A 21,330-nucleotide genomic window follows, 5' to 3' on the forward strand; every position below is an offset into this window, starting at 1 on the left:
CCCACCCTGGGCCGACAAACTGGCACTATCAACACTTTCAAGTTGGCGGAGATAACGGACATGTCCCTACGCACCCTGCTCACCACGCTGCTGCTGACCACCAGTTTTTCGGTCATGGCGGCGACCGAGATCGTGCCCCTGAAGTACCACACCAGCGCCGATATGTTGCCGGTCGCGCAGGATTTCATCGGCAAGGATGGCCAGGTCAGCGCCTACGGCAACCAGCTGATTGTCAACGCCGAGCCCAGCAAGATCGACGAACTTAAGGCCTTTCTGTCGCAACTCGACACCCAGCCGAAACGCCTGCTGATCACCGTCGACACCAACGAAAACAACGGTCGTGGCGATCAGGGTTATTCGGTCAATGGCGCCGCGCCCAACCAGACCCGCATCATCAGCCGCAGCACCACCAGTCGCGAAGGTGGCGTCCAGCAAGTGCAGACCAGCGAAAACACCCCGGCGCTGATCCAGGTCGGCCAGAGCGTGCCGCTGACCAGCAGCCGCAGCGATGGCTATGGCGACCTGCAAAGCGAGACCCAATATCGCAACGTGACCCAGGGGTTTTACGTCACGGCGAGCGTCACCGGTGAGATCGTTCATCTGTCGATCAGTACCAACCGTGACCGCATGAGCCAGGAACGTCCCGATGTAGTGAACGTACAAAGTACCGACACAACCGTCACCGGGCGGCTGGGAGAATGGATCACCCTGGCCGGGGTCAATCGCCAGACTCAAGCCGACAAACAGGGCCTGAGCCGCAGCTACTCTACTCAGGGCCGGGATGACATGACGTTGCGGGTGAAAGTCGATGCGCTGGACTAAAGCACCGAAAACTGACTGACTAGTCGTATCAGAGCAAAAATGTAGTGGCTTAAAAAAAGCACTACAAAACGTTTGACGAGCCAAAAAACCGAAGGCATGATGGCCTCGCTCCCGCTAATCAGGGGCCCTGGCAAGGGCCTTCGGATTGCCGCTCGCACTTACCCCGCGAGCCGATTCGTGTCTGTACCGCCCACAAGGTGTGTTTGACGAGGTTGCGACTGGAACGAAGTTGTCCCGAGGGACGGAAGCGTAACTGGTAACCCGGCATCACACTGTTGCACGCCCCAAGGCCCACGACGCCCCAATGCGCCCGCAGTCCGCCCTTACCTGCTCACTTTCCCCTCGAGCCCATCGTTCATCCCGTCGCCTACCCCGCCGAACCCGACTTGACCGCCTAAGCTTCTGGTCAGCGAGCAGCCGTCTACGCCAATGAGTGGCGTATGGCAGGAGCAGGAATTTTCCACCCCAGACCTATGCGACGAGGTTTATCTCCATGGCACTGACACGCGAACAGCAAATTGCAGCCCTTGAAAAAGACTGGGCTGAAAACCCACGCTGGAAAGGCGTGACTCGCGCTTACTCCGCTGCTGACGTCGTCCGTCTGCGTGGCTCGGTTCAACCTGAGCACACCTTTGCAAAACTCGGCGCCGAGAAACTGTGGAACCTGGTGACCCAGGGCGCCAAGCCGTCCTTCCGCCCAGAGAAAGATTTCGTCAACTGCATGGGCGCCCTCACCGGCGGCCAGGCTGTGCAACAGGTCAAGGCCGGCATCCAGGCTATCTACCTGTCGGGCTGGCAAGTCGCGGCGGACAACAACTCCGCCGAATCGATGTACCCCGACCAGTCGCTGTACCCGGTGGACTCGGTTCCAACCGTGGTCAAGCGCATCAATAACTCGTTCCGCCGCGCCGACCAGATCCAGTGGAAAGCCGGCAAAGGCCCGGGCGACGAAGGCTACATCGACTACTTCGCGCCGATCGTTGCTGACGCCGAAGCCGGTTTCGGCGGCGTACTGAACGCTTACGAACTGATGAAGAGCATGATCGAAGCCGGCGCCGCAGGCGTGCACTTCGAAGACCAACTGGCGTCCGTGAAGAAATGCGGGCACATGGGCGGCAAGGTTCTGGTGCCTACCCAGGAAGCCGTGCAGAAACTGACCGCTGCGCGCCTCGCGGCCGACGTGGCTGGCACGCCGACCATCATCCTGGCCCGCACCGACGCCAACGCGGCAGACCTGCTGACGTCCGATTGCGACCCGTACGACCAACCGTTCGTGACCGGCGAGCGCACCCAGGAAGGCTTCTATAAAGTACGCGCCGGTCTCGACCAGGCGATTGCCCGCGGCCTGGCCTACGCGCCGTACGCCGACCTGATCTGGTGCGAAACCGCCAAGCCAGACCTGGACGAAGCCCGCCGCTTCGCCGAAGCGATCAAAAAGGAATACCCGGACCAACTGCTGTCGTACAACTGCTCGCCTTCCTTCAACTGGAAGAAAAACCTGGACGACGCAACCATCGCCAAGTTCCAGCGCGAACTGTCCGCCATGGGCTACAAGCACCAATTCATCACCCTGGCCGGCATTCACAACATGTGGCACAGCATGTTCAACCTGGCGCACGACTACGCCCGCAACGACATGACCGCCTACGTGAAACTGCAAGAGCAGGAATTCGCTGACGCTGCCAAGGGCTACACCTTCGTGGCTCACCAGCAGGAAGTGGGCACTGGCTACTTCGACGACATGACCACCGTGATCCAGGGCGGCACCTCGTCGGTCACCGCGCTGACCGGCTCGACTGAAGAAGAACAGTTCCACTGATCCACTTCACCGGAACAGACGGCCTTGGCGGACCGATGAAAAGCTAACCGCCAAGCCGCTACGCTGACGCCCCGACTAGTTCGGGGCGTTTTTTTGTCTGTAATGTCGCGCCGGGACACCCACGTCGACATCCGGTGATACGACCAATCCTTGATCCAGAGCGGCAGCCTATCGGTAAAAAGTAGGTAAAACGTCGACATCCACTACTTGCAGTAACCGACATATAAGACAACTTCCCATTCACCCCCGCTCCGCTCCCGCCAAATGATATTGATTTCTATTTGGCGCCAACTTCTTTCATTACCCAGCGAAAGAAACATAATTAACAAAACCCCGGCTAATGCCCACGGGGCTTGGGGTACGGGGGGCTGGAGGCGGCGTATGTCCTTATTCCTATAAATAATTTCGCTATAGGAATTTTACTTGCCCGGTGTTTAGCCATAAAATCACCGAGATTGATTGCACTGCGACATATCGTCACTGCATCGTTACTTTTTCAAGCTCAGAGACCTTTGCTCTCTGTTAAGGATTTCCAGCATGCCCGAAGCGACAGGACTCATGGCCCACAACTGGGGCTTTGCCATTTTCCTTCTGGGCGTTGTCGGCCTGTGTGCCTTCATGCTCGGCGTCTCCAGCCTCCTTGGGTCAAAAGCCTGGGGCCGCAGCAAAAACGAACCGTTCGAGTCGGGCATGCTACCTACCGGTGGCGCCCGCTTGCGGCTCTCAGCCAAATTCTATCTGGTCGCGATGCTCTTCGTGATCTTCGATATCGAAGCCCTTTTTCTCTTTGCCTGGTCTGTGTCTGTGCGCGAAAGCGGCTGGACCGGATTCGTCGAAGCTCTCGTTTTCATAGCAATTCTGTTGGCAGGTCTTGTCTACCTATTTCGAGTGGGGGCGCTTGATTGGGCTCCGGAATCTCGTCGTAAGCGGCAGGCGAAGCTGAAACAATGAGGCTTTGGCAATGCAATACAATCTCACCAGGATCGACCCGGATGCTCCTAACGAGCAGTACCCGATCGGCAAACGGGAAACCGTTTCCGATCCGTTAGAAGATCAAGTCCACAAAAACATTTTCATGGGCAAGCTCGAAGACGTGCTGAGTGGCGCGGTCAACTGGGGTCGCAAGAACTCCCTGTGGCCGTACAACTTCGGCCTTTCGTGCTGCTACGTGGAAATGACCACCGCCTTCACGGCACCCCACGACATCGCACGCTTTGGCGCCGAAGTGATCCGGGCTTCGCCACGCCAGGCGGATTTCATGGTCATCGCCGGCACCTGTTTCATCAAGATGGCGCCGATCATCCAGCGTCTCTATGAGCAAATGCTCGAACCGAAATGGGTTATCTCCATGGGTTCGTGCGCCAACTCCGGTGGCATGTACGACATCTATTCCGTCGTTCAAGGGGTGGACAAGTTCCTGCCCGTGGACGTCTACGTGCCTGGCTGCCCGCCCCGCCCTGAAGCTTTTCTGCAAGGCTTGATGCTGTTGCAGGAGTCGATTGGCCAAGAGCGTCGCCCGCTTTCCTGGGTCGTCGGTGACCAAGGCGTGTATCGCGCCGAGATGCCGTCGCAAAAGGAACAGCGCCGCGAACAGCGAATCGCAGTCACCAACCTGCGCAGCCCCGACGAAGTCTGATCCAGCTCTGCTTCTTCTATGGAACGAGAAACTGGCTTCATTCTTTACGTTGACCGAAAGCGATAAATAACCATGACTACAGGCAGTGCTCTGTACATCCCGCCTTACAAGGCAGACGACCAGGATGTGGTCGTCGAACTGAACAACCGTTTTGGCCCTGAGGCGTTCTCCGCCCAGGCGACCCGTACCGGCATGCCGGTGCTGTGGGTTGCCCGGGCAAGACTCGTCGAAGTCCTGACTTTCCTGCGCAACCTGCCCAAGCCGTACGTCATGCTCTATGACCTGCACGGCGTGGACGAGCGTCTGCGCACCAAGCGTCAAGGGCTGCCGAGCGGCGCCGATTTCACCGTGTTCTACCACCTGATGTCGCTGGAGCGTAACAGTGACGTCATGATCAAAGTCGCCCTGTCCGAGAGCGACCTCAGCCTGCCGACCGTCACCAGCATCTGGCCCAACGCCAACTGGTACGAGCGTGAAGTCTGGGATATGTACGGCATCGATTTCAAAGGCCACCCGCACCTGTCGCGCATCATGATGCCGCCGACCTGGGAAGGTCACCCGCTGCGCAAGGACTTCCCGGCCCGCGCCACTGAGTTCGACCCGTTCAGCCTCAACCTGGCCAAGCAACAGCTCGAGGAAGAAGCCGCGCGTTTCAAGCCGGAAGACTGGGGCATGAAGCGCTCGGGCGCGAACGAGGACTACATGTTCCTCAACCTCGGCCCGAACCACCCTTCGGCCCACGGTGCGTTCCGCATCATCCTGCAGCTCGATGGCGAAGAGATCGTCGACTGTGTCCCGGACATCGGCTACCACCACCGTGGCGCCGAGAAAATGGCCGAGCGCCAGTCCTGGCACAGTTTCATTCCGTACACCGATCGCATCGATTACCTCGGTGGCGTGATGAACAACCTGCCGTATGTGCTCTCGGTCGAGAAGCTGGCGGGCATCAAAGTGCCGGAGAAGGTCGACGTCATCCGCATCATGATGGCTGAGTTCTTCCGCATCACCAGTCACCTGCTGTTCCTGGGTACCTACATCCAGGACGTCGGCGCGATGACCCCGGTATTCTTCACCTTCACCGATCGCCAGAAGGCGTACACGGTGATCGAAGCCATCACCGGTTTCCGTCTGCATCCGGCCTGGTACCGCATCGGTGGCGTCGCTCACGACCTGCCGCGCGGCTGGGAAAAACTGGTCAAGGAATTCGTCGACTGGCTGCCAAAACGCCTCGACGAGTACACCAAGGCTGCCTTGCAGAACAGCATCCTCAAAGGTCGTACCATCGGCGTTGCCCAGTACAACACCAAAGAGGCCCTGGAATGGGGCGTCACCGGTGCCGGCCTGCGTTCGACCGGTTGTGATTTCGACCTGCGTAAGGCGCGCCCGTACTCCGGCTACGAGAACTTCGAGTTCGAAGTGCCGCTGGCCGCCAACGGCGATGCCTACGACCGTTGCATGGTTCGCGTCGAAGAAATGCGCCAGAGCATCAAGATCATCGACCAGTGCCTGCGCAACATGCCGGAAGGCCCGTACAAGGCGGATCATCCGCTGACCACGCCGCCGCCCAAAGAGCGCACGCTGCAACACATCGAGACCCTGATCACGCACTTCCTGCAAGTTTCGTGGGGCCCGGTCATGCCGGCCAACGAATCCTTCCAGATGATCGAAGCGACCAAGGGCATCAACAGTTATTACCTGACGAGCGATGGCGGCACCATGAGCTACCGCACCCGGATTCGTACCCCAAGCTTCCCGCACCTGCAGCAGATCCCTTCGGTGATCAAAGGCAGCATGGTCGCGGACTTGATCGCGTACCTGGGTAGTATCGATTTCGTTATGGCCGACGTGGACCGCTAAGCATGAACAGCACGCTTATCCAGACAGACCGTTTCGCCCTCAGCGAAACCGAGCGCTCGGCCATCGAGCACGAGCTGCATCACTACGAAGACCCGCGCGCGGCGTCGATCGAAGCCCTGAAGATCGTTCAGAAGGAACGCGGCTGGGTGCCGGACGGCGCCTTGTACGCGATTGGCGAAATCCTCGGCATCCCGGCGAGCGACGTTGAAGGGGTGGCGACGTTCTACAGCCAGATCTTCCGTCAACCGGTCGGCCGCCACATCATTCGCGTCTGCGACAGCATGGTCTGCTACATCGGCGGCCACGAGTCGGTGGTCAGCGAAATCCAGAGCAAACTCGGCATCGGCCTGGGTCAAACCACCGCTGACGGTCGTTTCACCCTGCTGCCGGTCTGCTGCCTCGGCAACTGCGACAAAGCGCCGGCGTTGATGATCGACGACGACACTTTCGGTGATGTGCAGCCTGCCGGCGTTGCCAAACTGCTCGAGGGCTACGTATGACCCTGACTTCCTTCGGTCCTGCCAACCGCATCCAGCGTTCGGCCGAGACCCACCCGCTGACCTGGCGCCTGCGCGACGACGGCGAAGCCGTGTGGCTCGACGAGTACCAGGCCAAGAACGGTTACGCCGCCGCGCGCAAAGCCTTTGCTGACCTGAGCCAGGACGACATCGTCCAGACCGTCAAGGATGCCGGCCTCAAGGGTCGCGGCGGTGCAGGCTTCCCCACGGGCGTGAAGTGGGGCCTGATGCCGAAAGACGAATCCATCAACATCCGCTACCTGCTGTGCAACGCGGATGAAATGGAGCCGAACACCTGGAAAGACCGCATGCTGATGGAGCAACTGCCCCATCTGCTGATCGAAGGCATGCTGATCAGCGCCCGCGCGCTGAAAACCTACCGTGGCTACATCTTCCTGCGCGGCGAATACACCACCGCCGCCAAGCACCTCAACCGTGCCGTGGAAGAAGCCAAGGCGGCCGGCCTGCTGGGCAAGAACATCCTGGGCAGCGGCTTCGATTTCGAGCTGTTCGTCCACACCGGCGCCGGGCGTTACATCTGCGGTGAAGAAACCGCGTTGATCAACTCCCTCGAAGGCCGCCGCGCCAACCCGCGCTCCAAGCCGCCCTTCCCTGCCGCCGTTGGCGTCTGGGGCAAGCCGACCTGCGTGAACAACGTCGAAACCCTGTGCAACGTGCCGGCAATCATTGGCGACGGCGTCGATTGGTACAAATCCCTGGCCCGCGAAGGCAGTGAAGACATGGGCACCAAGCTCATGGGCTTCTCCGGCAAGGTCAAGAACCCTGGCCTGTGGGAATTGCCGTTCGGCATCACCGGCCGCGAGTTGTTCGAAGACTACGCGGGCGGCATGCGCGACGGCTTCAAGCTCAAGGCCTGGCAGCCAGGTGGTGCCGGTACCGGTTTCCTGTTGCCCGAGCACCTCGACGCGCAAATGTACGCCGGCGGCATCGCCAAGGTCGGTACCCGCATGGGCACCGGCCTGGCGATGGCGGTGGACGACAGCGTCAACATGGTCTCGCTGCTACGCAACATGGAAGAGTTCTTCTCCCGCGAGTCGTGCGGTTTCTGCACCCCGTGCCGTGATGGTTTGCCGTGGAGCGTCAAGCTGCTGCGCGCGCTCGAAAACGGTGAAGGGCAAGCCGGCGACATCGAGACCCTGCTGGGTCTGGTCGGTTTCCTCGGCCCAGGCAAGACCTTCTGTGCACACGCACCGGGTGCCGTGGAGCCGTTGGGCAGCGCCATCAAATACTTCCGTCCAGAGTTCGAAGCCGGCATCGCGCCTTCCAGCGCCGTCGTCCCGCCCCTGGCCAGGCCGATCGTAATCGGCGCGTAACGCTTAAAAAGGCGAAGGGTCCGTGCCCTTCGCCTGTCGTGCGATGACGCCTTTACCGGCTGTTTGGATTCGCACGAACAACAAGATTCCATTAGCCACGCCCGCTGACACCGGGCCAACGAAGAACTTTGAACCATGGCCACTATCCACGTAGACGGCAAAGAGCTCGAAGTCGATGGCGCAGACAACCTGTTACAGGCATGTCTGTCGCTAGGCCTCGACATTCCTTATTTCTGCTGGCACCCCGCCCTTGGCAGCGTTGGCGCCTGCCGCCAGTGCGCGGTCAAGCAGTACACCGACGAGAACGACAAGCGTGGTCGGATCGTTATGTCCTGCATGACCCCCGCCACCGACGGCAGCTGGATCTCCATCGACGACGAGGAAGCGAAAGTCTTTCGCGCCAGCGTCGTCGAATGGCTGATGACCAACCACCCGCACGACTGCCCTGTGTGCGAAGAAGGCGGTCACTGCCACCTGCAAGACATGACGGTGATGACCGGCCACAACGAGCGCCGTTATCGCTTCACCAAGCGCACCCACCAGAACCAGCAACTGGGCCCGTTCATTTCCCACGAAATGAACCGCTGCATCGCCTGCTACCGCTGTGTGCGCTTCTACAAGGACTACGCCGGCGGCACCGACCTCGGTGTGTTCGGCGCCCACGACAACGTGTACTTCGGTCGCGTTGAAGACGGCACCCTCGAAAGCGAGTTCTCCGGCAACCTCACCGAGGTCTGCCCGACCGGTGTGTTCACCGACAAGACTCACTCCGAGCGCTACAACCGCAAGTGGGACATGCAGTTCTCGCCGAGCATCTGCCATGGCTGCTCCAGCGGTTGCAACATCTCCCCGGGCGAGCGTTACGGCGAACTGCGCCGCATCGAAAACCGTTTCAACGGTTCGGTAAACCAATACTTCCTGTGCGACCGTGGCCGTTTCGGTTATGGCTACGTCAACCGCGAAGACCGCCCGCGCCAGCCCTTGCTGGCCAACGGCGCCAAGCTGAGCCTCGACGAAGCGCTGGATAAAGCCGCTGACCTGCTGCGCGGCCGCAACATCGTCGGCATCGGCTCGCCCCGCGCCAGCCTCGAAAGCAACTACGCGTTGCGCGAATTGGTGGGTGCCGAGCACTTCTACTCCGGTATCGAAGCCGCTGAGCTGGAACGCATTCGACTGGTCATGCAGGTGCTCAAAGACAGCCCGCTGCCGATCCCGAACATGCGCGACATCGAAGACCACGACGCGATTTTCGTCCTCGGCGAAGACTTGACCCAGACTGCAGCACGCATGGCCCTGGCCCTGCGCCAGTCGGTCAAAGGCAAGGCCGAAGACATGGCCGACGCCATGCGCGTCCAGCCGTGGCTCGACGCCGCCGTGAAGAACATCGGCCAGCACGCGCTGAACCCACTGTTCATCGCCAGCCTCGCCGACACCAAGCTCGACGACATCGCCGAAGAATGCGTGCACGCCGCGCCGGACGACTTGGCGCGCATCGGTTTCGCCGTGGCTCACGCCCTCGACGCCAGCGCTCCAGCCGTCGCCGGTCTGGACGCTGAAGCCGTTGAACTGGCCCAGCGCATCGCCGACGCCCTGCTCGCCGCCAAGCGTCCGCTGATCATTGCCGGCACCTCCCTGGGGTCCAAGGCACTGATCGAAGCCGCCGCGAACATCGCCAAGGCCCTGAAGCTGCGCGAGAAGAACGGTTCCATCAGCCTGATCGTGCCAGAGGCCAACAGCCTCGGCCTGGCCATGCTCGGTGGTGACTCGGTGGACGCCGCGCTGCAAGCGGTCATCGAAGGTTCCGCCGATGCCATCGTGGTGCTGGAAAACGATCTGTACACCCGCACCGACAACGCCAAGGTTGACGCAGCATTGAGCGCCGCCAAGGTGGTGATCGTCGCCGACCACCAGAAGACCGCCACCAGCGAACGCGCGCACCTGGTCTTGCCTGCGGCGAGCTTCGCCGAAGGCGACGGTACGCTGGTCAGCCAGGAAGGCCGCGCCCAGCGCTTCTTCCAGGTGTTCGATCCGAAATACCTCGACGCCAGCATTCTGGTGCACGAAGGCTGGCGCTGGCTGCATGCCCTGCGCGCCACCCTGTTGAACCAGCCGATCGACTGGACGCAGTTGGACCACGTCACCGCCGCCGTGGCTTCGAGCACGCCGCAACTGGCGCGCATCGTCGATGCCGCGCCGTCCGCCGCGTTCCGCATCAAGGGCATGAAACTGGCCCGTGAACCGCTGCGTTACTCCGGTCGTACCGCCATGCGCGCCAACATCAGCGTGCACGAACCGCGTACTTCGCAAGACAACGACACCGCGTTCGCCTTCTCCATGGAAGGTTACTCGGGCTCGGTCGAACCGCGTCAGCAAGTGCCATTCGCCTGGTCGCCGGGGTGGAACTCGCCGCAAGCCTGGAACAAGTTCCAGGACGAAGTCGGTGGTCATATCCGCGCTGGCGACCCGGGCACCCGCCTGATCGAAAGCAGCGGTGATTCGCTGAACTGGTTCGCCAGCGTACCGCGCGCCTTCAACCCGGCGCCGGGCACCTGGCAGGTTGTGCCATTCTTCCACCTGTTCGGCAGCGAAGAGAACTCTTCGAAAGCCGCCCCGGTGCAGGAACGCATCCCGGCCGCCTACGTGTCCCTGGCCAAATCGGAAGCCGATCGCCTGGGCGTCAACGACGGTGCCCTGCTGAGCTTGAACGTGGCCGGCCAGACCTTGCGTCTGCCGCTGCGCATCAACGAAGAACTGGGCGCCGGCCTGGTGGCGCTGCCTGCGGGCATCGCCGGCATTCCACCGGCGATTTTCGGCCACTCCGTTGACGGTCTGCAGGAGGCAGCGCAATGACCTGGTTCACCCCTGAAGTGATCGACACGATCATTGCGGTCGTCAAGGCCATCGTCGTGCTGTTGGCGGTGGTGGTGGCGGGCGCCCTGCTCAGCTTCGTCGAACGTCGCCTGCTGGGCTGGTGGCAGGACCGCTACGGTCCGAACCGCGTTGGCCCGTTCGGCATGTTCCAGATCGCCGCCGACATGTTGAAGATGTTCTTCAAGGAAGACTGGACCCCGCCGTTCGCCGACAAGGTGATTTTCACCCTGGCACCGGTCGTGGCCATGAGCGCCTTGTTGATCGCCTTCGCCGTCATCCCGATCACCCCGACCTGGGGCGTCGCGGACCTGAACATCGGCCTGCTGTTCTTCTTCGCCATGGCCGGTCTGTCGGTCTATGCGGTGCTGTTCGCCGGCTGGTCGAGTAACAACAAGTTCGCCCTGCTGGGCAGCTTGCGGGCCTCGGCACAAACGGTGTCCTACGAAGTGTTCATGGGCCTGGCGCTGATGGGCATCGTGGTGCAGGTCGGCTCGTTCAACATGCGCGACATCGTCGAGTACCAGGCGCAGAACCTGTGGTTCATCATTCCGCAGTTCTTCGGCTTCTGTACCTTCTTCATCGCTGGCGTGGCCGTGACTCACCGTCACCCCTTCGACCAGCCGGAAGCGGAGCAGGAACTGGCCGACGGTTACCACATTGAATACGCCGGCATGAAATGGGGCATGTTCTTCGTTGGCGAGTACATCGGCATCATCCTGATCTCGGCATTGCTGGTGACCCTGTTCTTCGGTGGCTGGCATGGCCCGTTCGGCATCCTGCCGCAACTGGCGTTTGTCTGGTTTGCCTTGAAGACCGCGTTCTTCATCATGCTGTTCATCCTGCTGCGCGCTTCCATCCCGCGCCCACGCTATGACCAGGTAATGGACTTCAGCTGGAAATTCTGCCTGCCGCTGACCCTGATCAATTTGCTGGTGACCGCTGCGGTTGTGTTGTTGAACACGCCAGCGGGCGCGGTTCAGTGAGGATTTGACCCATGTTCAAATATATTGGCGACATCGTTAAGGGTACTGGTACCCAATTGCGCAGCCTGGTGATGGTGTTCGGTCACGGCTTCCGCAAACGCGACACCCTGCAATACCCGGAAGAGGCGGTGTACCTGCCGCCGCGCTACCGTGGCCGTATCGTCCTGACCCGCGACCCCGATGGCGAAGAGCGCTGCGTGGCCTGCAACCTGTGCGCCGTGGCGTGCCCGGTGGGCTGCATCTCGCTGCAGAAAGCGGAAACCGACGACGGTCGCTGGTACCCGGAGTTCTTCCGCATCAACTTCTCGCGCTGCATTTTCTGCGGCCTCTGCGAGGAAGCCTGCCCGACCACCGCGATCCAGTTGACCCCGGATTTCGAAATGGCCGAGTTCAAACGTCAGGACCTGGTGTACGAGAAAGAAGATCTGCTGATCTCCGGCCCCGGCAAAAACCCTGATTACAACTTCTATCGTGTTGCAGGTATGGCGATTGCCGGTAAGCCAAAAGGCTCCGCGCAGAACGAAGCCGAGCCGATCAACGTGAAGAGCTTGCTGCCTTAAGGAAGAACGATGGAATTCGCTTTCTATTTCGCATCGGGTATCGCGGTGGTGTCCACGCTTCGAGTGGTCACCAACACCAACCCTGTGCACGCCCTGCTCTACCTGATTATTTCGCTGATCGCCGTGGCGATGACCTTCTTCAGCCTTGGCGCGCCGTTCGCCGGGGTCCTGGAAGTGATCGCCTACGCCGGCGCCATCATGGTGCTGTTCGTGTTCGTGGTGATGATGCTCAACCTCGGCCCGGCCTCGGTGCAGCAAGAGCGCGTGTGGCTCAAGCCCGGCATCTGGATCGGTCCGGTGGTGCTCGCGGCGCTGTTGCTGGCTGAACTGCTGTATGTGCTGTTCAGCCATTCCAGCGGTGCAGCCATCGGTCAAACCACCGTGGACGCCAAGGCCGTGGGCATCAGCCTGTTCGGTCCGTACCTGCTGGTGGTCGAACTCGCCTCGATGCTGCTGCTCGCCGCAGCCGTCACGGCGTTCCACTTGGGCCGCAACGAAGCCAAGGAGCAATGACGATGCCTGCTATCCCTCTGGAGCATGGTCTGGCCGTCGCCGGCATCCTGTTCTGCCTCGGTCTGGTCGGCCTGATGGTCCGCCGCAACATTCTGTTCGTGCTGATGAGCCTGGAGGTGATGATGAATGCCTCCGCCCTGGCCTTCATCGTCGCGGGCGCGCGCTGGGCGCAGCCGGATGGACAGATCATGTTCATCCTGGTGATCAGTCTCGCAGCCGCCGAGGCCAGTATTGGCCTGGCGATCCTGCTGCAGCTGTATCGCCGCTTCCACACGCTTGATATCGACGCTGCCAGCGAGATGCGCGGATGAATCTTCTCTTTCTGACTTTCGTATTTCCCCTGATCGGGTTCCTGCTGCTGTCGTTCTCACGCGGCCGCTTCTCGGAAAACCTCTCGGCGCTGATCGGCGTCGGCTCCATCGGCCTCTCGGCCATCGTCGCGGCTTACGTGATGTGGCAATTCCACATCGCGCCGCCGGAAGGTGGCGCGTATGTGCAGGTGCTGTGGCGCTGGATGTCGGTGGAAGGCTTCCAGCCGAATTTCGCCCTGCACCTGGATGGCTTGTCGGTGACCATGCTCGGCGTGGTGGTGGGCGTGGGTTTCCTGATCCACCTGTTCGCCTCCTGGTACATGCGCGGTGAAGCCGGTTACTCGCGCTTCTTCGCCTACACCAACTTGTTTATCGCCAGCATGCTGTTCCTGATCCTGGCCGATAACCTGTTGTTCGTGTACTTCGGCTGGGAAGGCGTGGGCCTGTGCTCGTACCTGTTGATCGGTTTCTACTACAGCAATCGCAACAACGGTAACGCAGCCCTCAAGGCTTTCATCGTGACCCGCGTCGGCGACGTGTTCATGGCCATCGGCCTGTTCATCCTGTTCCAGCAACTGGGCACGCTGAACATCCAGGAACTGCTGGTGCTGGCGCCGCAGAAATTCCAGGCTGGCGACTTCTGGATCGTCCTGGCGACCCTGATGCTGCTCGGCGGTGCCGTCGGTAAATCCGCGCAACTGCCGTTGCAAACCTGGCTGGCGGATGCGATGGCCGGCCCGACCCCGGTATCGGCACTGATCCACGCCGCGACCATGGTGACCGCCGGTGTCTACCTGATCGCCCGTACCCACGGCCTGTTCACCCTCGCGCCGGACATCCTGCATCTGGTAGGCATCGTCGGTGGCGTGACCCTGGTGCTGGCCGGTTTCGCCGCGCTGGTACAGACCGACATCAAACGTATCCTCGCCTACTCGACCATGAGCCAGATCGGCTACATGTTCCTGGCGCTGGGTGTTGGTGCCTGGGATGGCGCGATCTTCCACCTGATGACCCACGCCTTCTTCAAGGCGCTGCTGTTCCTCGCGTCCGGTGCGGTGATCGTTGCGTGCCACCACGAGCAGAACATCTTCAAGATGGGCGGCCTGTGGAAGAAACTGCCACTGGCCTACGCCAGCTTCATCGTCGGCGGTGCCGCGTTGTCGGCCCTGCCACTGGTGACCGCCGGTTTCTACTCCAAGGACGAAATCCTCTGGGAAGCCTTCGCCAGCGGTAACCACGGTCTGCTGTACGCCGGTCTGGTGGGTGCGTTCATGACGTCGCTCTACACCTTCCGCCTGATCTTCATCGCGTTCCATGGTGAAGCGAAGACCGAAGCCCACGCCGGCCACGGCATCGCTCACTGGCTGCCACTGTCGGTGCTGATCGTGCTGTCGACCTTCGTCGGCGCGATGATCGTGCCGCCGCTGCACGGCGTACTGCCAGAAAGCGTCGGGCATGCCGGCGGCGAAGCCAAGCACAGCCTGGAAATCGCCTCGGGCGCCATCGCCCTGGCCGGTATCCTGCTGGCGGCGCTGCTGTTCCTCGGCAAGCGTCGCTTCGTCACTGCCATCGCCAACAGCGGCCTCGGTCGCTTGCTGTCGGCCTGGTGGTTCGCCGCGTGGGGCTTCGACTGGATCTACGACAAACTGTTCGTCAAACCGTACCTGGCGATCAGCCACGTACTGCGCAAAGACCCGCTCGACCAGACCATCGGTCTGATCCCGCGTATGGCCAAGGGCGGCCACACCGCCCTGAGCCGCACCGAGACCGGTCAACTGCGTTGGTACGCGGCCTCGATGGCTGCCGGTGCCGTCCTCGTCATCGGCGCCATCGTACTGGTAGCGGTCTGATATGAACCTTGCGAACTTGCGAAAGGAATTGAGCCCGTCATGATTCTGCCTTGGCTAATCCTGATCCCCTTCATCGGCGGCCTGCTGTGCTGGATGGGTGAGCGCTTCGGCGCTACCCTCCCGCGCTGGATTGCGCTGTTGACCATGACCCTGGAACTCGCACTCGGCCTCTGGCTGTGGGCCCACGGTGACTATTCATTGGCTCCGGCGCCTGGCGCCGATCCGGTCTGGGCGCTTGAGTTCAAGCATGTCTGGATCCAGCGCTTTGGCATCAACGTGCACCTGGCCCTCGACGGCCTGTCGCTGTTGATGATCCTGCTGACCGGCCTGCTGGGCATCCTCTCGGTGCTCTGCTCGTGGAAAGAGATCCAGCGTCACGTCGGCTTCTTCCACTTGAACCTGATGTGGATCCTGGGCGGTGTGGTCGGCGTGTTCCTCGCCCTCGACCTGTTCATGTTCTTCTTCTTCTGGGAAATGATGCTGGTGCCGATGTACTTCCTCATCGCGCTCTGGGGTCACAGTTCTTCGGACGGCAAGAAAACCCGGATCTATGCAGCGACCAAGTTCTTCATCTTCACTCAGGCATCCGGCCTGATCATGTTGGTGGCGATCCTCGGTCTGGTGCTGGTCAACTTCAACAACACTGGCGTGATTACCTTCAACTACGCCGACCTGTTGAAAACCAAGATGTCGATGACCACCGAGTACATCCTGATGCTCGGCTTCTTCATCGCCTTCGCGGTCAAGCTGCCGGTGGTGCCGTTCCACTCCTGGCTGCCGGACGCGCACGCCCAAGCGCCGACCGCCGGTTCCGTCGACCTCGCCGGTATCCTGTTGAAGACCGCTGCCTACGGCCTGCTGCGTTTCGCCCTGCCGTTGTTCCCGAATGCTTCGGCCGAGTTCGCGCCGATCGCCATGACCCTCGGTCTGATCGGGATCTTCTACGGTGCATTCCTGGCCTTCGCCCAGACTGACATCAAGCGTCTGATTGCCTTCTCGTCCGTTTCCCACATGGGTTTCGTGCTGATCGGCATCTACTCCGGCAGCCAGTTGGCCCTGCAGGGCGCGGTGATCCAGATGCTGGCCCACGGTGTGTCCGCCGCTGCGCTGTTTATCCTCAGTGGTCAACTGTACGAGCGCCTGCACACCCGTGACATGCGTGAAATGGGTGGCCTGTGGTCGCGCATCGCGTACCTGCCGGCGATCAGCCTGTTCTTCGCGGCCGCGTCCCTGGGCCTGCCGGGTACCGGTAACTTTGTCGGCGAGTTCCTGATCCTGATCGGCAGCTTCGTCAGTGCGCCATGGATTACCGCGATCGCCACGTCCGGCCTGGTGTTCGGTTCGGTCTACTCGCTGATCATGATTCACCGTGCCTACTTTGGCCCGTCCAAATCGGACGCGGTGTTGCATGGCATGGATGGTCGCGAACTGACCATGGTGCTCGGCCTTGCGGTGTTGCTGATTTACCTCGGCGTCTACCCGCAACCGTTCCTCGACACCTCTGCCGCTACGATGCATGGCGTGCAGCAGTGGCTCGGCACCGCCTTCACTCAACTCGCTTCGGCCCGGTAAGAGCGCTATGGAATTCACGATTCAACACTTTATTGCGCTTGCGCCACTGTTGATCACCAGCCTCACCATTATCGTGGTGATGCTGGCAATCGCCTGGCGCCGTAATCACTCGCAAACCTTCCTGATCTCGGTGGCGGGCCTCAACCTGGCCCTGCTGTCGATCCTGCCAGCCTTGAAAGTCGCGCCTCTGGCCGTGACGCCGTTGCTGCAAGTCGACAGCTTCGCCTGCCTGTACATGGCGCTGATCCTGGTCGCGACCCTCGCGTGTGTGACCCTTGCCCATGCCTACCTCGGCGATGGCGGCACGGGTTACCCGGGCAACCGCGAAGAACTGTACCTGCTGATCCTGATGGCCGCCGCCGGTGGTCTGGTTCTGGTCAGCGCGCAGCACCTGGCCGGGTTGTTCATCGGTCTGGAGCTGCTGTCGGTGCCGGTCTACGGCCTGGTGGCCTATGCCTTCTTCAACAAGCGCTCGCTGGAAGCCGGCATCAAGTACATGGTGCTGTCGGCCGCCGGTTCGGCGTTCCTGTTGTTCGGTATGGCCCTGCTCTACGCAGACGCCGGTTCCCTGAGCTTCGTCGGCATCGGCCAGGCCCTGGCGGCCACCGGCCTGCCAAGCCCGCTGGCGCAACTGGGCCTGGGCATGATGCTGATCGGCCTGGCGTTCAAGCTGTCGCTGGTACCCTTCCACCTCTGGACTCCGGACGTATACGAAGGTGCTCCGGCACCGGTCGCGGCGTTCCTGGCGACCGCTTCCAAAGTCGCGGTGTTCGCGGTGATGGTGCGGCTGTTCCAGATCTCCCCGGTGGCCAGCAGCGGCGTGTTGAGCACGGTGCTCAGTGTCATCGCCGTGGCCTCGATCCTGTTCGGTAACCTGCTGGCGCTGACCCAGAGCAACCTCAAGCGTCTGCTGGGTTACTCGTCCATCGCCCACTTCGGTTACCTGCTGATCGCGCTGGTGGCGAGCAAGGGCCTGGCGCTGGAAGCCATCGGCGTGTACCTGGTGACCTACGTGATCACCAGCCTCGGCGCCTTCGGCGTGATCACCCTGATGTCCTCGCCGTACAACGGCCGCGACGCCGATGCCCTGTACGAATATCGCGGCCTGTTCTGGCGCCGTCCGTACCTGACCGCCGTGCTGACCGTGATGATGCTGTCCCTGGCGGGCATCCCGCTGACCGCTGGCTTCATCGGCAAGTTCTACATCATCGCCACCGGTGTCGAGTCGCACCAATGGTGGCTGGTGGGTTCGCTGGTACTGGGCAGCGCCATCGGCGTCTTCTACTACCTGCGTGTGATGGTCACCTTGTACCTGATCGAGCCGAACCTGCGTCGCCACGATGCGCAACTGCACTGGGAACAAAAGGCTGGCGGCGTGATGCTGCTGGCGATCGCGGTACTGGCGTTCTTCCTCGGCCTGTACCCGCAACCGCTGCTGACCCTGGTCCAGCAATCGGGCCTGGCGGGTTGACCGCTTAAGTCACCCGGCAACACAAAAACGGCACCTTCGGGTGCCGTTTTTGCGTTTGTAGGATTTTTCCCTGCCGCCCCGCTTTTCCGCGCAAAACCCCGAATCGCCCCGCCGGACTCTGCGCAACGTCCTACAGCCAGCGCGCGTTGCCCGCCATTACCCTGATGACCTTCGACAGGTGGGCGATCACGCCTTCCTGTTCACTCACCTCAGCACGATAGCGGCGGAAAAATATGGATGCGAAGCAGGGCTGGTTCGCCACCGATGATGGGCACTTACTGTACTGGGAACGCCACGGCACGCCGGGCGCCGAACCGATCTTTTTCCTCCATGGCGGACCCGGCGGGCGCAGCACCCGGCATCATCTGGAGTTCTTCGACCTGCGTTGTTTCGAGGTCATCCTGTTCGACCAGCGGGGTTGCGGGCGCTCAATGCCATACGGCGAATGTCGCCTCAACACCACCAGTGCCTGTGTCGAGGACATCGATTGCCTGCGCCAATACCTGGGTTTCGACAAAATCAGCTTGCTGGGGATTTCCTGGGGCAGTTGGCTGGCGACGCTGTACCAGCAGCACTATCCCTGCGCGGTGGGTAACACCACCTTGGCGTCGCTGTTCGTGCCCTTCACTGACAATGTCCGGGCCTACGATCAAACGTTGCGCCATAGCCTGTCAACCGTCACCGCAGGGGCTGTCAGCATAGCGCCACACGACATTCACCAGGCACTGAAAGCCGACTGTCCCGCAAAGCGCCGCCAGGCCGCCCTGCATTGGATGAAGGCGATGCTGACGCCGCAGCAACATTCACCGGGCAGCAGCCTGCTCGACGCATTCGTCGATGAAAACGCCGTGCAAGCCGTTCGCCTGGAGCTGCACTACCACATCAACCAGTATTTCTTCATCCGCGGCCACGAGCAGCCAATCCTCAATGACAACACCCGGGTGATCCAAGGCATCCACGACCGCTTCGGCATGGCCAGCCTGCGCTGGCTGCGACAGCACCAGCACGTTGACTGCCACTTGGTCCACGCCGGGCATGACATCTTCCACGGGGCACTGCTGAAAACCGTTCGTGATGCCTTGAAAAGGCATCCGCCGGGGTAAAAAAAACGGCACCTCACGGTGCCGTTCCTTTGTCACACACTACGCATTACTTGCGGGCATCCGCCCAGGATTTCAGCAGTTCGTTGTAGTTGACGGTCTCGCCTTTCGGCTTCTCGTTGGCCAGTTTCGGTTTCGGTGCGCCCGGCTGGTCGAACCAGTATTGCGCATCGCGTTCCGGGTTCATTTTCGGGCCGCACACCGGTTGCACCTTGGAGCGTTCCAGGCGCGTCATGATTGCGTCCTGTTCCTTGGCCAGGTTGTCCAGCGCCTGTTGCGGGGTTTTCTCGCCGCTGGCTGCCGCCGCGATATTGCTCCACCACAGCTGCGCCAGGCGCGGGTAATCCGGTACGTTGGTGCCGGTCGGCGACCACTCGGTCCGGGCCGGGCTACGATAAAACTCCACCAGACCACCCAGTTTCGGCGCCATATCGGTCATGGCCTGGGAGTTGATGTCGGACTCACGAATCGGCGTCAGGCCAACGATGGTTTTCTTCAGGGAAACCGACTTCGAGGTCACGAACTGCGCGTAGAGCCAGGCCGCGAGTTTCTGTTTCTCTGGCGTCGACTTGAGGAAGGTCCAGGAACCTACGTCCTGATAGCCCTTCTTCATGCCTTTTTCCCAGTAAGGTCCGACAGGCGACGGCGCCATGCGCCATTTTGGCGTGCCATCGGCATTCACCACCGGCAAGCCCGGTTTGACCATGTCAGCGGTAAACGCGGTGTACCAGAAGATCTGCTGGGCGATGTTGCCTTGCGACGGCACCGGGCCGGATTCGGAGAAGGTCATGCCCGCCGCTTCCGGTGGCGCGTAAGCCTTCATCCAGTCGACGTATTTCTGCGTGGCGTAAACCGCTGCCGGGCCGTTGGTGTCGCCACCACGGGTGACGCTCGAACCGACCGGATGGCAGTCCTCGACGCGGATGCCCCACTCGTCCACCGGCAAGCCGTTTGGCAAGCCTTTGTCGCCGCCACCGGCCATGGAGAACCAGGCATCGGTGAAGCGCCAGCCCAGGGATGGGTCTTTCTTGCCGTAGTCCATGTGCCCGTAGACGCGCTTGCCGTCGATTTCCTTGACGTCTTCGCTGAAGAACTTGGCGATATCTTCATAGGCCGACCAGTTGATCGGCACGCCCAGTTCATAGCCGTACTTCTCTTTGAACTTGGCTTTCAGGTCCGGGCGTTCGAACCAGTCGGCGCGGAACCAGTACAGGTTGGCGAACTGCTGGTCAGGCAATTGGTAGATCTTGCCGTCCGGCGCGGTGGTGAACGAAATGCCGATGAAATCCTTGAGGTCGAGGGTCGGCGAAGTGAAGTTCTTGCCTTCGTTGGCCATCATGTCGGTGATCGATTCAGTCTTGCCGTAGCGGAAGTGCGTACCGATCAGGTCCGAGTCGTTGACCCAGCCGTCATAGATGTTCTTGTCCGACTGCATTTGCGTCTGCAGTTTTTCCACCACGTCGCCTTCTTGCAGCAGGTCGTGGGTCAGTTTGATCCCGGTGATCTCGCTGAAGGCCTTGGCCAGCACCTTGGATTCGTACTCGTGGGTGGTCAGGGTTTCCGAAACCACCTTGATTTCCATGCCGCGGAACGGTTCGGCTGCCTTGATGAACCACTTCAGCTCTTCCAGTTGCTGGGCTTCGCTGAGGGTGGACGGTTTGAATTCGCTGCCGATCCATTTCTTGGCAGCGTCTTCATAGGCATCGGCCCAGGCCGCAGCGCTCAAACCGCTGAGTGCCAGCATGGCTGCCAATGAAACGCTATGTCGCAGCTTATTGTTTTTGTCGAACATAGAGACCTCCTTTTTGGGTTTCAGAGCTACGTGGCCGAGCAATTCGGCTAGCCCCAACGCATCACAGATAACAGCCACACCAGGGACAGCGCGGACGCTACCCAGATGCTCCAGTCGGTTACGCCAATTACCAGCAAATGCAGGTAGGCGCTGCCGAGAAGACCGATAAACAACCGATCGCCACGGGTGGTGGCAATCGGTAGAAAACCTCGCCGAAGAACGCTCGGCGAACGCAATTCCCAGGTCGTCATGCCCACCAGGATCAAGCCTATGACGCCGAAGAACACCGCCGTGGGGACGGTCCAGCTCATCCATTCCATC

At 61.1% G+C, this 21,330-nt stretch carries 18 protein-coding genes; 16 read left to right on the forward strand and 2 right to left on the reverse strand.

Annotated features, from left to right (window positions below):
- Positions 1 to 60: 60 nt before the first annotated feature.
- The 16 genes from RG836_RS13195 to RG836_RS13270 all read left to right on the forward strand — a co-directional run bounded on the left by RG836_RS13195 (position 61) and on the right by RG836_RS13270 (position 19,220).
- Positions 61 to 822, forward strand: a complete 762-nt coding sequence (locus RG836_RS13195; protein ID WP_310845995.1) for a secretin N-terminal domain-containing protein — start codon at positions 61 to 63, stop codon at positions 820 to 822.
- 493 nt (positions 823 to 1,315) lie between these two features.
- Positions 1,316 to 2,641 carry an isocitrate lyase gene (aceA, locus tag RG836_RS13200; protein ID WP_053121621.1) on the forward strand — a complete coding sequence of 442 codons (1,326 nt, stop codon included), beginning with the start codon at positions 1,316 to 1,318 and terminating at the stop codon, positions 2,639 to 2,641.
- Between the two features lie 537 nt (positions 2,642 to 3,178).
- Positions 3,179 to 3,592 (forward strand): NADH-quinone oxidoreductase subunit A, encoded by a 414-nt coding sequence (locus tag RG836_RS13205; protein ID WP_310845996.1) that lies wholly within the window; start codon positions 3,179 to 3,181, stop codon positions 3,590 to 3,592.
- Positions 3,593 to 3,602: 10 nt separating this feature from the next.
- On the forward strand, positions 3,603 to 4,277 hold the full coding sequence (locus RG836_RS13210; RefSeq protein ID WP_213878669.1) for a NuoB/complex I 20 kDa subunit family protein: 675 nt from the start codon (positions 3,603 to 3,605) through the stop codon (positions 4,275 to 4,277).
- A 72-nt stretch (positions 4,278 to 4,349) separates the two neighbouring features.
- Positions 4,350 to 6,134: an NADH-quinone oxidoreductase subunit C/D gene (nuoC, locus tag RG836_RS13215; protein ID WP_310845999.1), complete on the forward strand. Its 1,785-nt coding sequence runs from the start codon at positions 4,350 to 4,352 to the stop codon at positions 6,132 to 6,134.
- Positions 6,135 to 6,136: 2 nt separating this feature from the next.
- Complete coding sequence (gene nuoE / locus RG836_RS13220; RefSeq protein ID WP_007970445.1) at positions 6,137 to 6,634, forward strand: NADH-quinone oxidoreductase subunit NuoE; 498 nt, start codon at positions 6,137 to 6,139, stop codon at positions 6,632 to 6,634.
- Positions 6,631 to 7,986 carry an NADH-quinone oxidoreductase subunit NuoF gene (gene nuoF, locus RG836_RS13225; protein WP_310846002.1) on the forward strand — a complete coding sequence of 452 codons (1,356 nt, stop codon included), beginning with the start codon at positions 6,631 to 6,633 and terminating at the stop codon, positions 7,984 to 7,986. The genes nuoE and nuoF overlap by 4 nt, the downstream gene beginning before the upstream one ends.
- 135 nt (positions 7,987 to 8,121) lie before the next feature.
- The gene (nuoG, locus tag RG836_RS13230) at positions 8,122 to 10,836 is read left to right on the forward strand and encodes an NADH-quinone oxidoreductase subunit NuoG (protein ID WP_310846004.1); all 2,715 of its coding nucleotides are present in this window, start codon (positions 8,122 to 8,124) and stop codon (positions 10,834 to 10,836) included.
- Complete coding sequence (gene nuoH, locus RG836_RS13235) at positions 10,833 to 11,840, forward strand: NADH-quinone oxidoreductase subunit NuoH (protein ID WP_310846005.1); 1,008 nt, start codon at positions 10,833 to 10,835, stop codon at positions 11,838 to 11,840. Before nuoG ends, nuoH begins: the two co-directional genes overlap by 4 nt.
- An 11-nt stretch (positions 11,841 to 11,851) precedes the next feature.
- On the forward strand, positions 11,852 to 12,400 hold the full coding sequence (gene nuoI / locus RG836_RS13240) for an NADH-quinone oxidoreductase subunit NuoI (RefSeq protein WP_310846006.1): 549 nt from the start codon (positions 11,852 to 11,854) through the stop codon (positions 12,398 to 12,400).
- 9 nt (positions 12,401 to 12,409) lie between these two features.
- Positions 12,410 to 12,913 (forward strand): NADH-quinone oxidoreductase subunit J, encoded by a 504-nt coding sequence (gene nuoJ, locus RG836_RS13245; RefSeq protein ID WP_310846007.1) that lies wholly within the window; start codon positions 12,410 to 12,412, stop codon positions 12,911 to 12,913.
- Between the two features lie 2 nt (positions 12,914 to 12,915).
- Positions 12,916 to 13,224: an NADH-quinone oxidoreductase subunit NuoK gene (nuoK, locus tag RG836_RS13250; RefSeq protein ID WP_003180046.1), complete on the forward strand. Its 309-nt coding sequence runs from the start codon at positions 12,916 to 12,918 to the stop codon at positions 13,222 to 13,224.
- Positions 13,221 to 15,074: an NADH-quinone oxidoreductase subunit L gene (gene nuoL, locus RG836_RS13255; protein ID WP_310846012.1), complete on the forward strand. Its 1,854-nt coding sequence runs from the start codon at positions 13,221 to 13,223 to the stop codon at positions 15,072 to 15,074. The genes nuoK and nuoL overlap by 4 nt, the downstream gene beginning before the upstream one ends.
- 39 nt (positions 15,075 to 15,113) lie before the next feature.
- Positions 15,114 to 16,646, forward strand: coding sequence for an NADH-quinone oxidoreductase subunit M (gene nuoM, locus RG836_RS13260; RefSeq protein WP_310846013.1), 1,533 nt, complete (start codon positions 15,114 to 15,116; stop codon positions 16,644 to 16,646).
- A gap of 7 nt (positions 16,647 to 16,653) precedes the next feature.
- Positions 16,654 to 18,117, forward strand: coding sequence for an NADH-quinone oxidoreductase subunit NuoN (gene nuoN / locus RG836_RS13265; RefSeq protein ID WP_310846014.1), 1,464 nt, complete (start codon positions 16,654 to 16,656; stop codon positions 18,115 to 18,117).
- Positions 18,118 to 18,350: 233 nt separating this feature from the next.
- Entirely contained in the window at positions 18,351 to 19,220 is an 870-nt protein-coding gene (locus RG836_RS13270; RefSeq protein WP_310846015.1) for an alpha/beta fold hydrolase, read from the forward strand.
- A 46-nt stretch (positions 19,221 to 19,266) separates the two neighbouring features.
- Here RG836_RS13270 and RG836_RS13275 read toward each other — a convergent pair whose 3' ends face one another.
- Together RG836_RS13275 and RG836_RS13280 are read right to left on the reverse strand one after the other, a co-directional pair.
- Complete coding sequence (locus tag RG836_RS13275; RefSeq protein WP_310846016.1) at positions 19,267 to 21,009, reverse strand: ABC transporter substrate-binding protein; 1,743 nt, start codon at positions 21,007 to 21,009, stop codon at positions 19,267 to 19,269.
- Positions 21,010 to 21,056: 47 nt separating this feature from the next.
- Positions 21,057 to 21,329, reverse strand: coding sequence for a DUF2160 domain-containing protein (locus RG836_RS13280; protein ID WP_310846018.1), 273 nt, complete (start codon positions 21,327 to 21,329; stop codon positions 21,057 to 21,059).
- Position 21,330 lies beyond the last annotated feature (1 nt).

It is taken from the genome of Pseudomonas rhizozeae (assembly GCF_031583775.1).
In the GTDB taxonomy this organism is placed as follows: Bacteria; Pseudomonadota; Gammaproteobacteria; order Pseudomonadales; family Pseudomonadaceae; genus Aquipseudomonas.

Bases quoted from the DNA above. Each gene is read 5' to 3' on its own strand.
- RG836_RS13195 (WP_310845995.1), top strand. From the start codon at position 61: ATGTCCCTACGCACCCTGCTCACCACGCTGCTGCTGACCACCAGTTTT.
- aceA (WP_053121621.1), top strand. From the start codon at position 1,316: ATGGCACTGACACGCGAACAGCAAATTGCAGCCCTTGAAAAAGACTGG.
- RG836_RS13205 (WP_310845996.1), top strand. From the start codon at position 3,179: ATGCCCGAAGCGACAGGACTCATGGCCCACAACTGGGGCTTTGCCATT.
- RG836_RS13210 (WP_213878669.1), top strand. From the start codon at position 3,603: ATGCAATACAATCTCACCAGGATCGACCCGGATGCTCCTAACGAGCAG.
- nuoC (WP_310845999.1), top strand. From the start codon at position 4,350: ATGACTACAGGCAGTGCTCTGTACATCCCGCCTTACAAGGCAGACGAC.
- nuoE (WP_007970445.1), top strand. From the start codon at position 6,137: ATGAACAGCACGCTTATCCAGACAGACCGTTTCGCCCTCAGCGAAACC.
- nuoF (WP_310846002.1), top strand. From the start codon at position 6,631: ATGACCCTGACTTCCTTCGGTCCTGCCAACCGCATCCAGCGTTCGGCC.
- nuoG (WP_310846004.1), top strand. From the start codon at position 8,122: ATGGCCACTATCCACGTAGACGGCAAAGAGCTCGAAGTCGATGGCGCA.
- nuoH (WP_310846005.1), top strand. From the start codon at position 10,833: ATGACCTGGTTCACCCCTGAAGTGATCGACACGATCATTGCGGTCGTC.
- nuoI (WP_310846006.1), top strand. From the start codon at position 11,852: ATGTTCAAATATATTGGCGACATCGTTAAGGGTACTGGTACCCAATTG.
- nuoJ (WP_310846007.1), top strand. From the start codon at position 12,410: ATGGAATTCGCTTTCTATTTCGCATCGGGTATCGCGGTGGTGTCCACG.
- nuoK (WP_003180046.1), top strand. From the start codon at position 12,916: ATGCCTGCTATCCCTCTGGAGCATGGTCTGGCCGTCGCCGGCATCCTG.
- nuoL (WP_310846012.1), top strand. From the start codon at position 13,221: ATGAATCTTCTCTTTCTGACTTTCGTATTTCCCCTGATCGGGTTCCTG.
- nuoM (WP_310846013.1), top strand. From the start codon at position 15,114: ATGATTCTGCCTTGGCTAATCCTGATCCCCTTCATCGGCGGCCTGCTG.
- nuoN (WP_310846014.1), top strand. From the start codon at position 16,654: ATGGAATTCACGATTCAACACTTTATTGCGCTTGCGCCACTGTTGATC.
- RG836_RS13270 (WP_310846015.1), top strand. From the start codon at position 18,351: ATGGATGCGAAGCAGGGCTGGTTCGCCACCGATGATGGGCACTTACTG.
- RG836_RS13275 (WP_310846016.1), bottom strand. From the start codon at position 21,009: ATGTTCGACAAAAACAATAAGCTGCGACATAGCGTTTCATTGGCAGCC.
- RG836_RS13280 (WP_310846018.1), bottom strand. From the start codon at position 21,329: ATGGAATGGATGAGCTGGACCGTCCCCACGGCGGTGTTCTTCGGCGTC.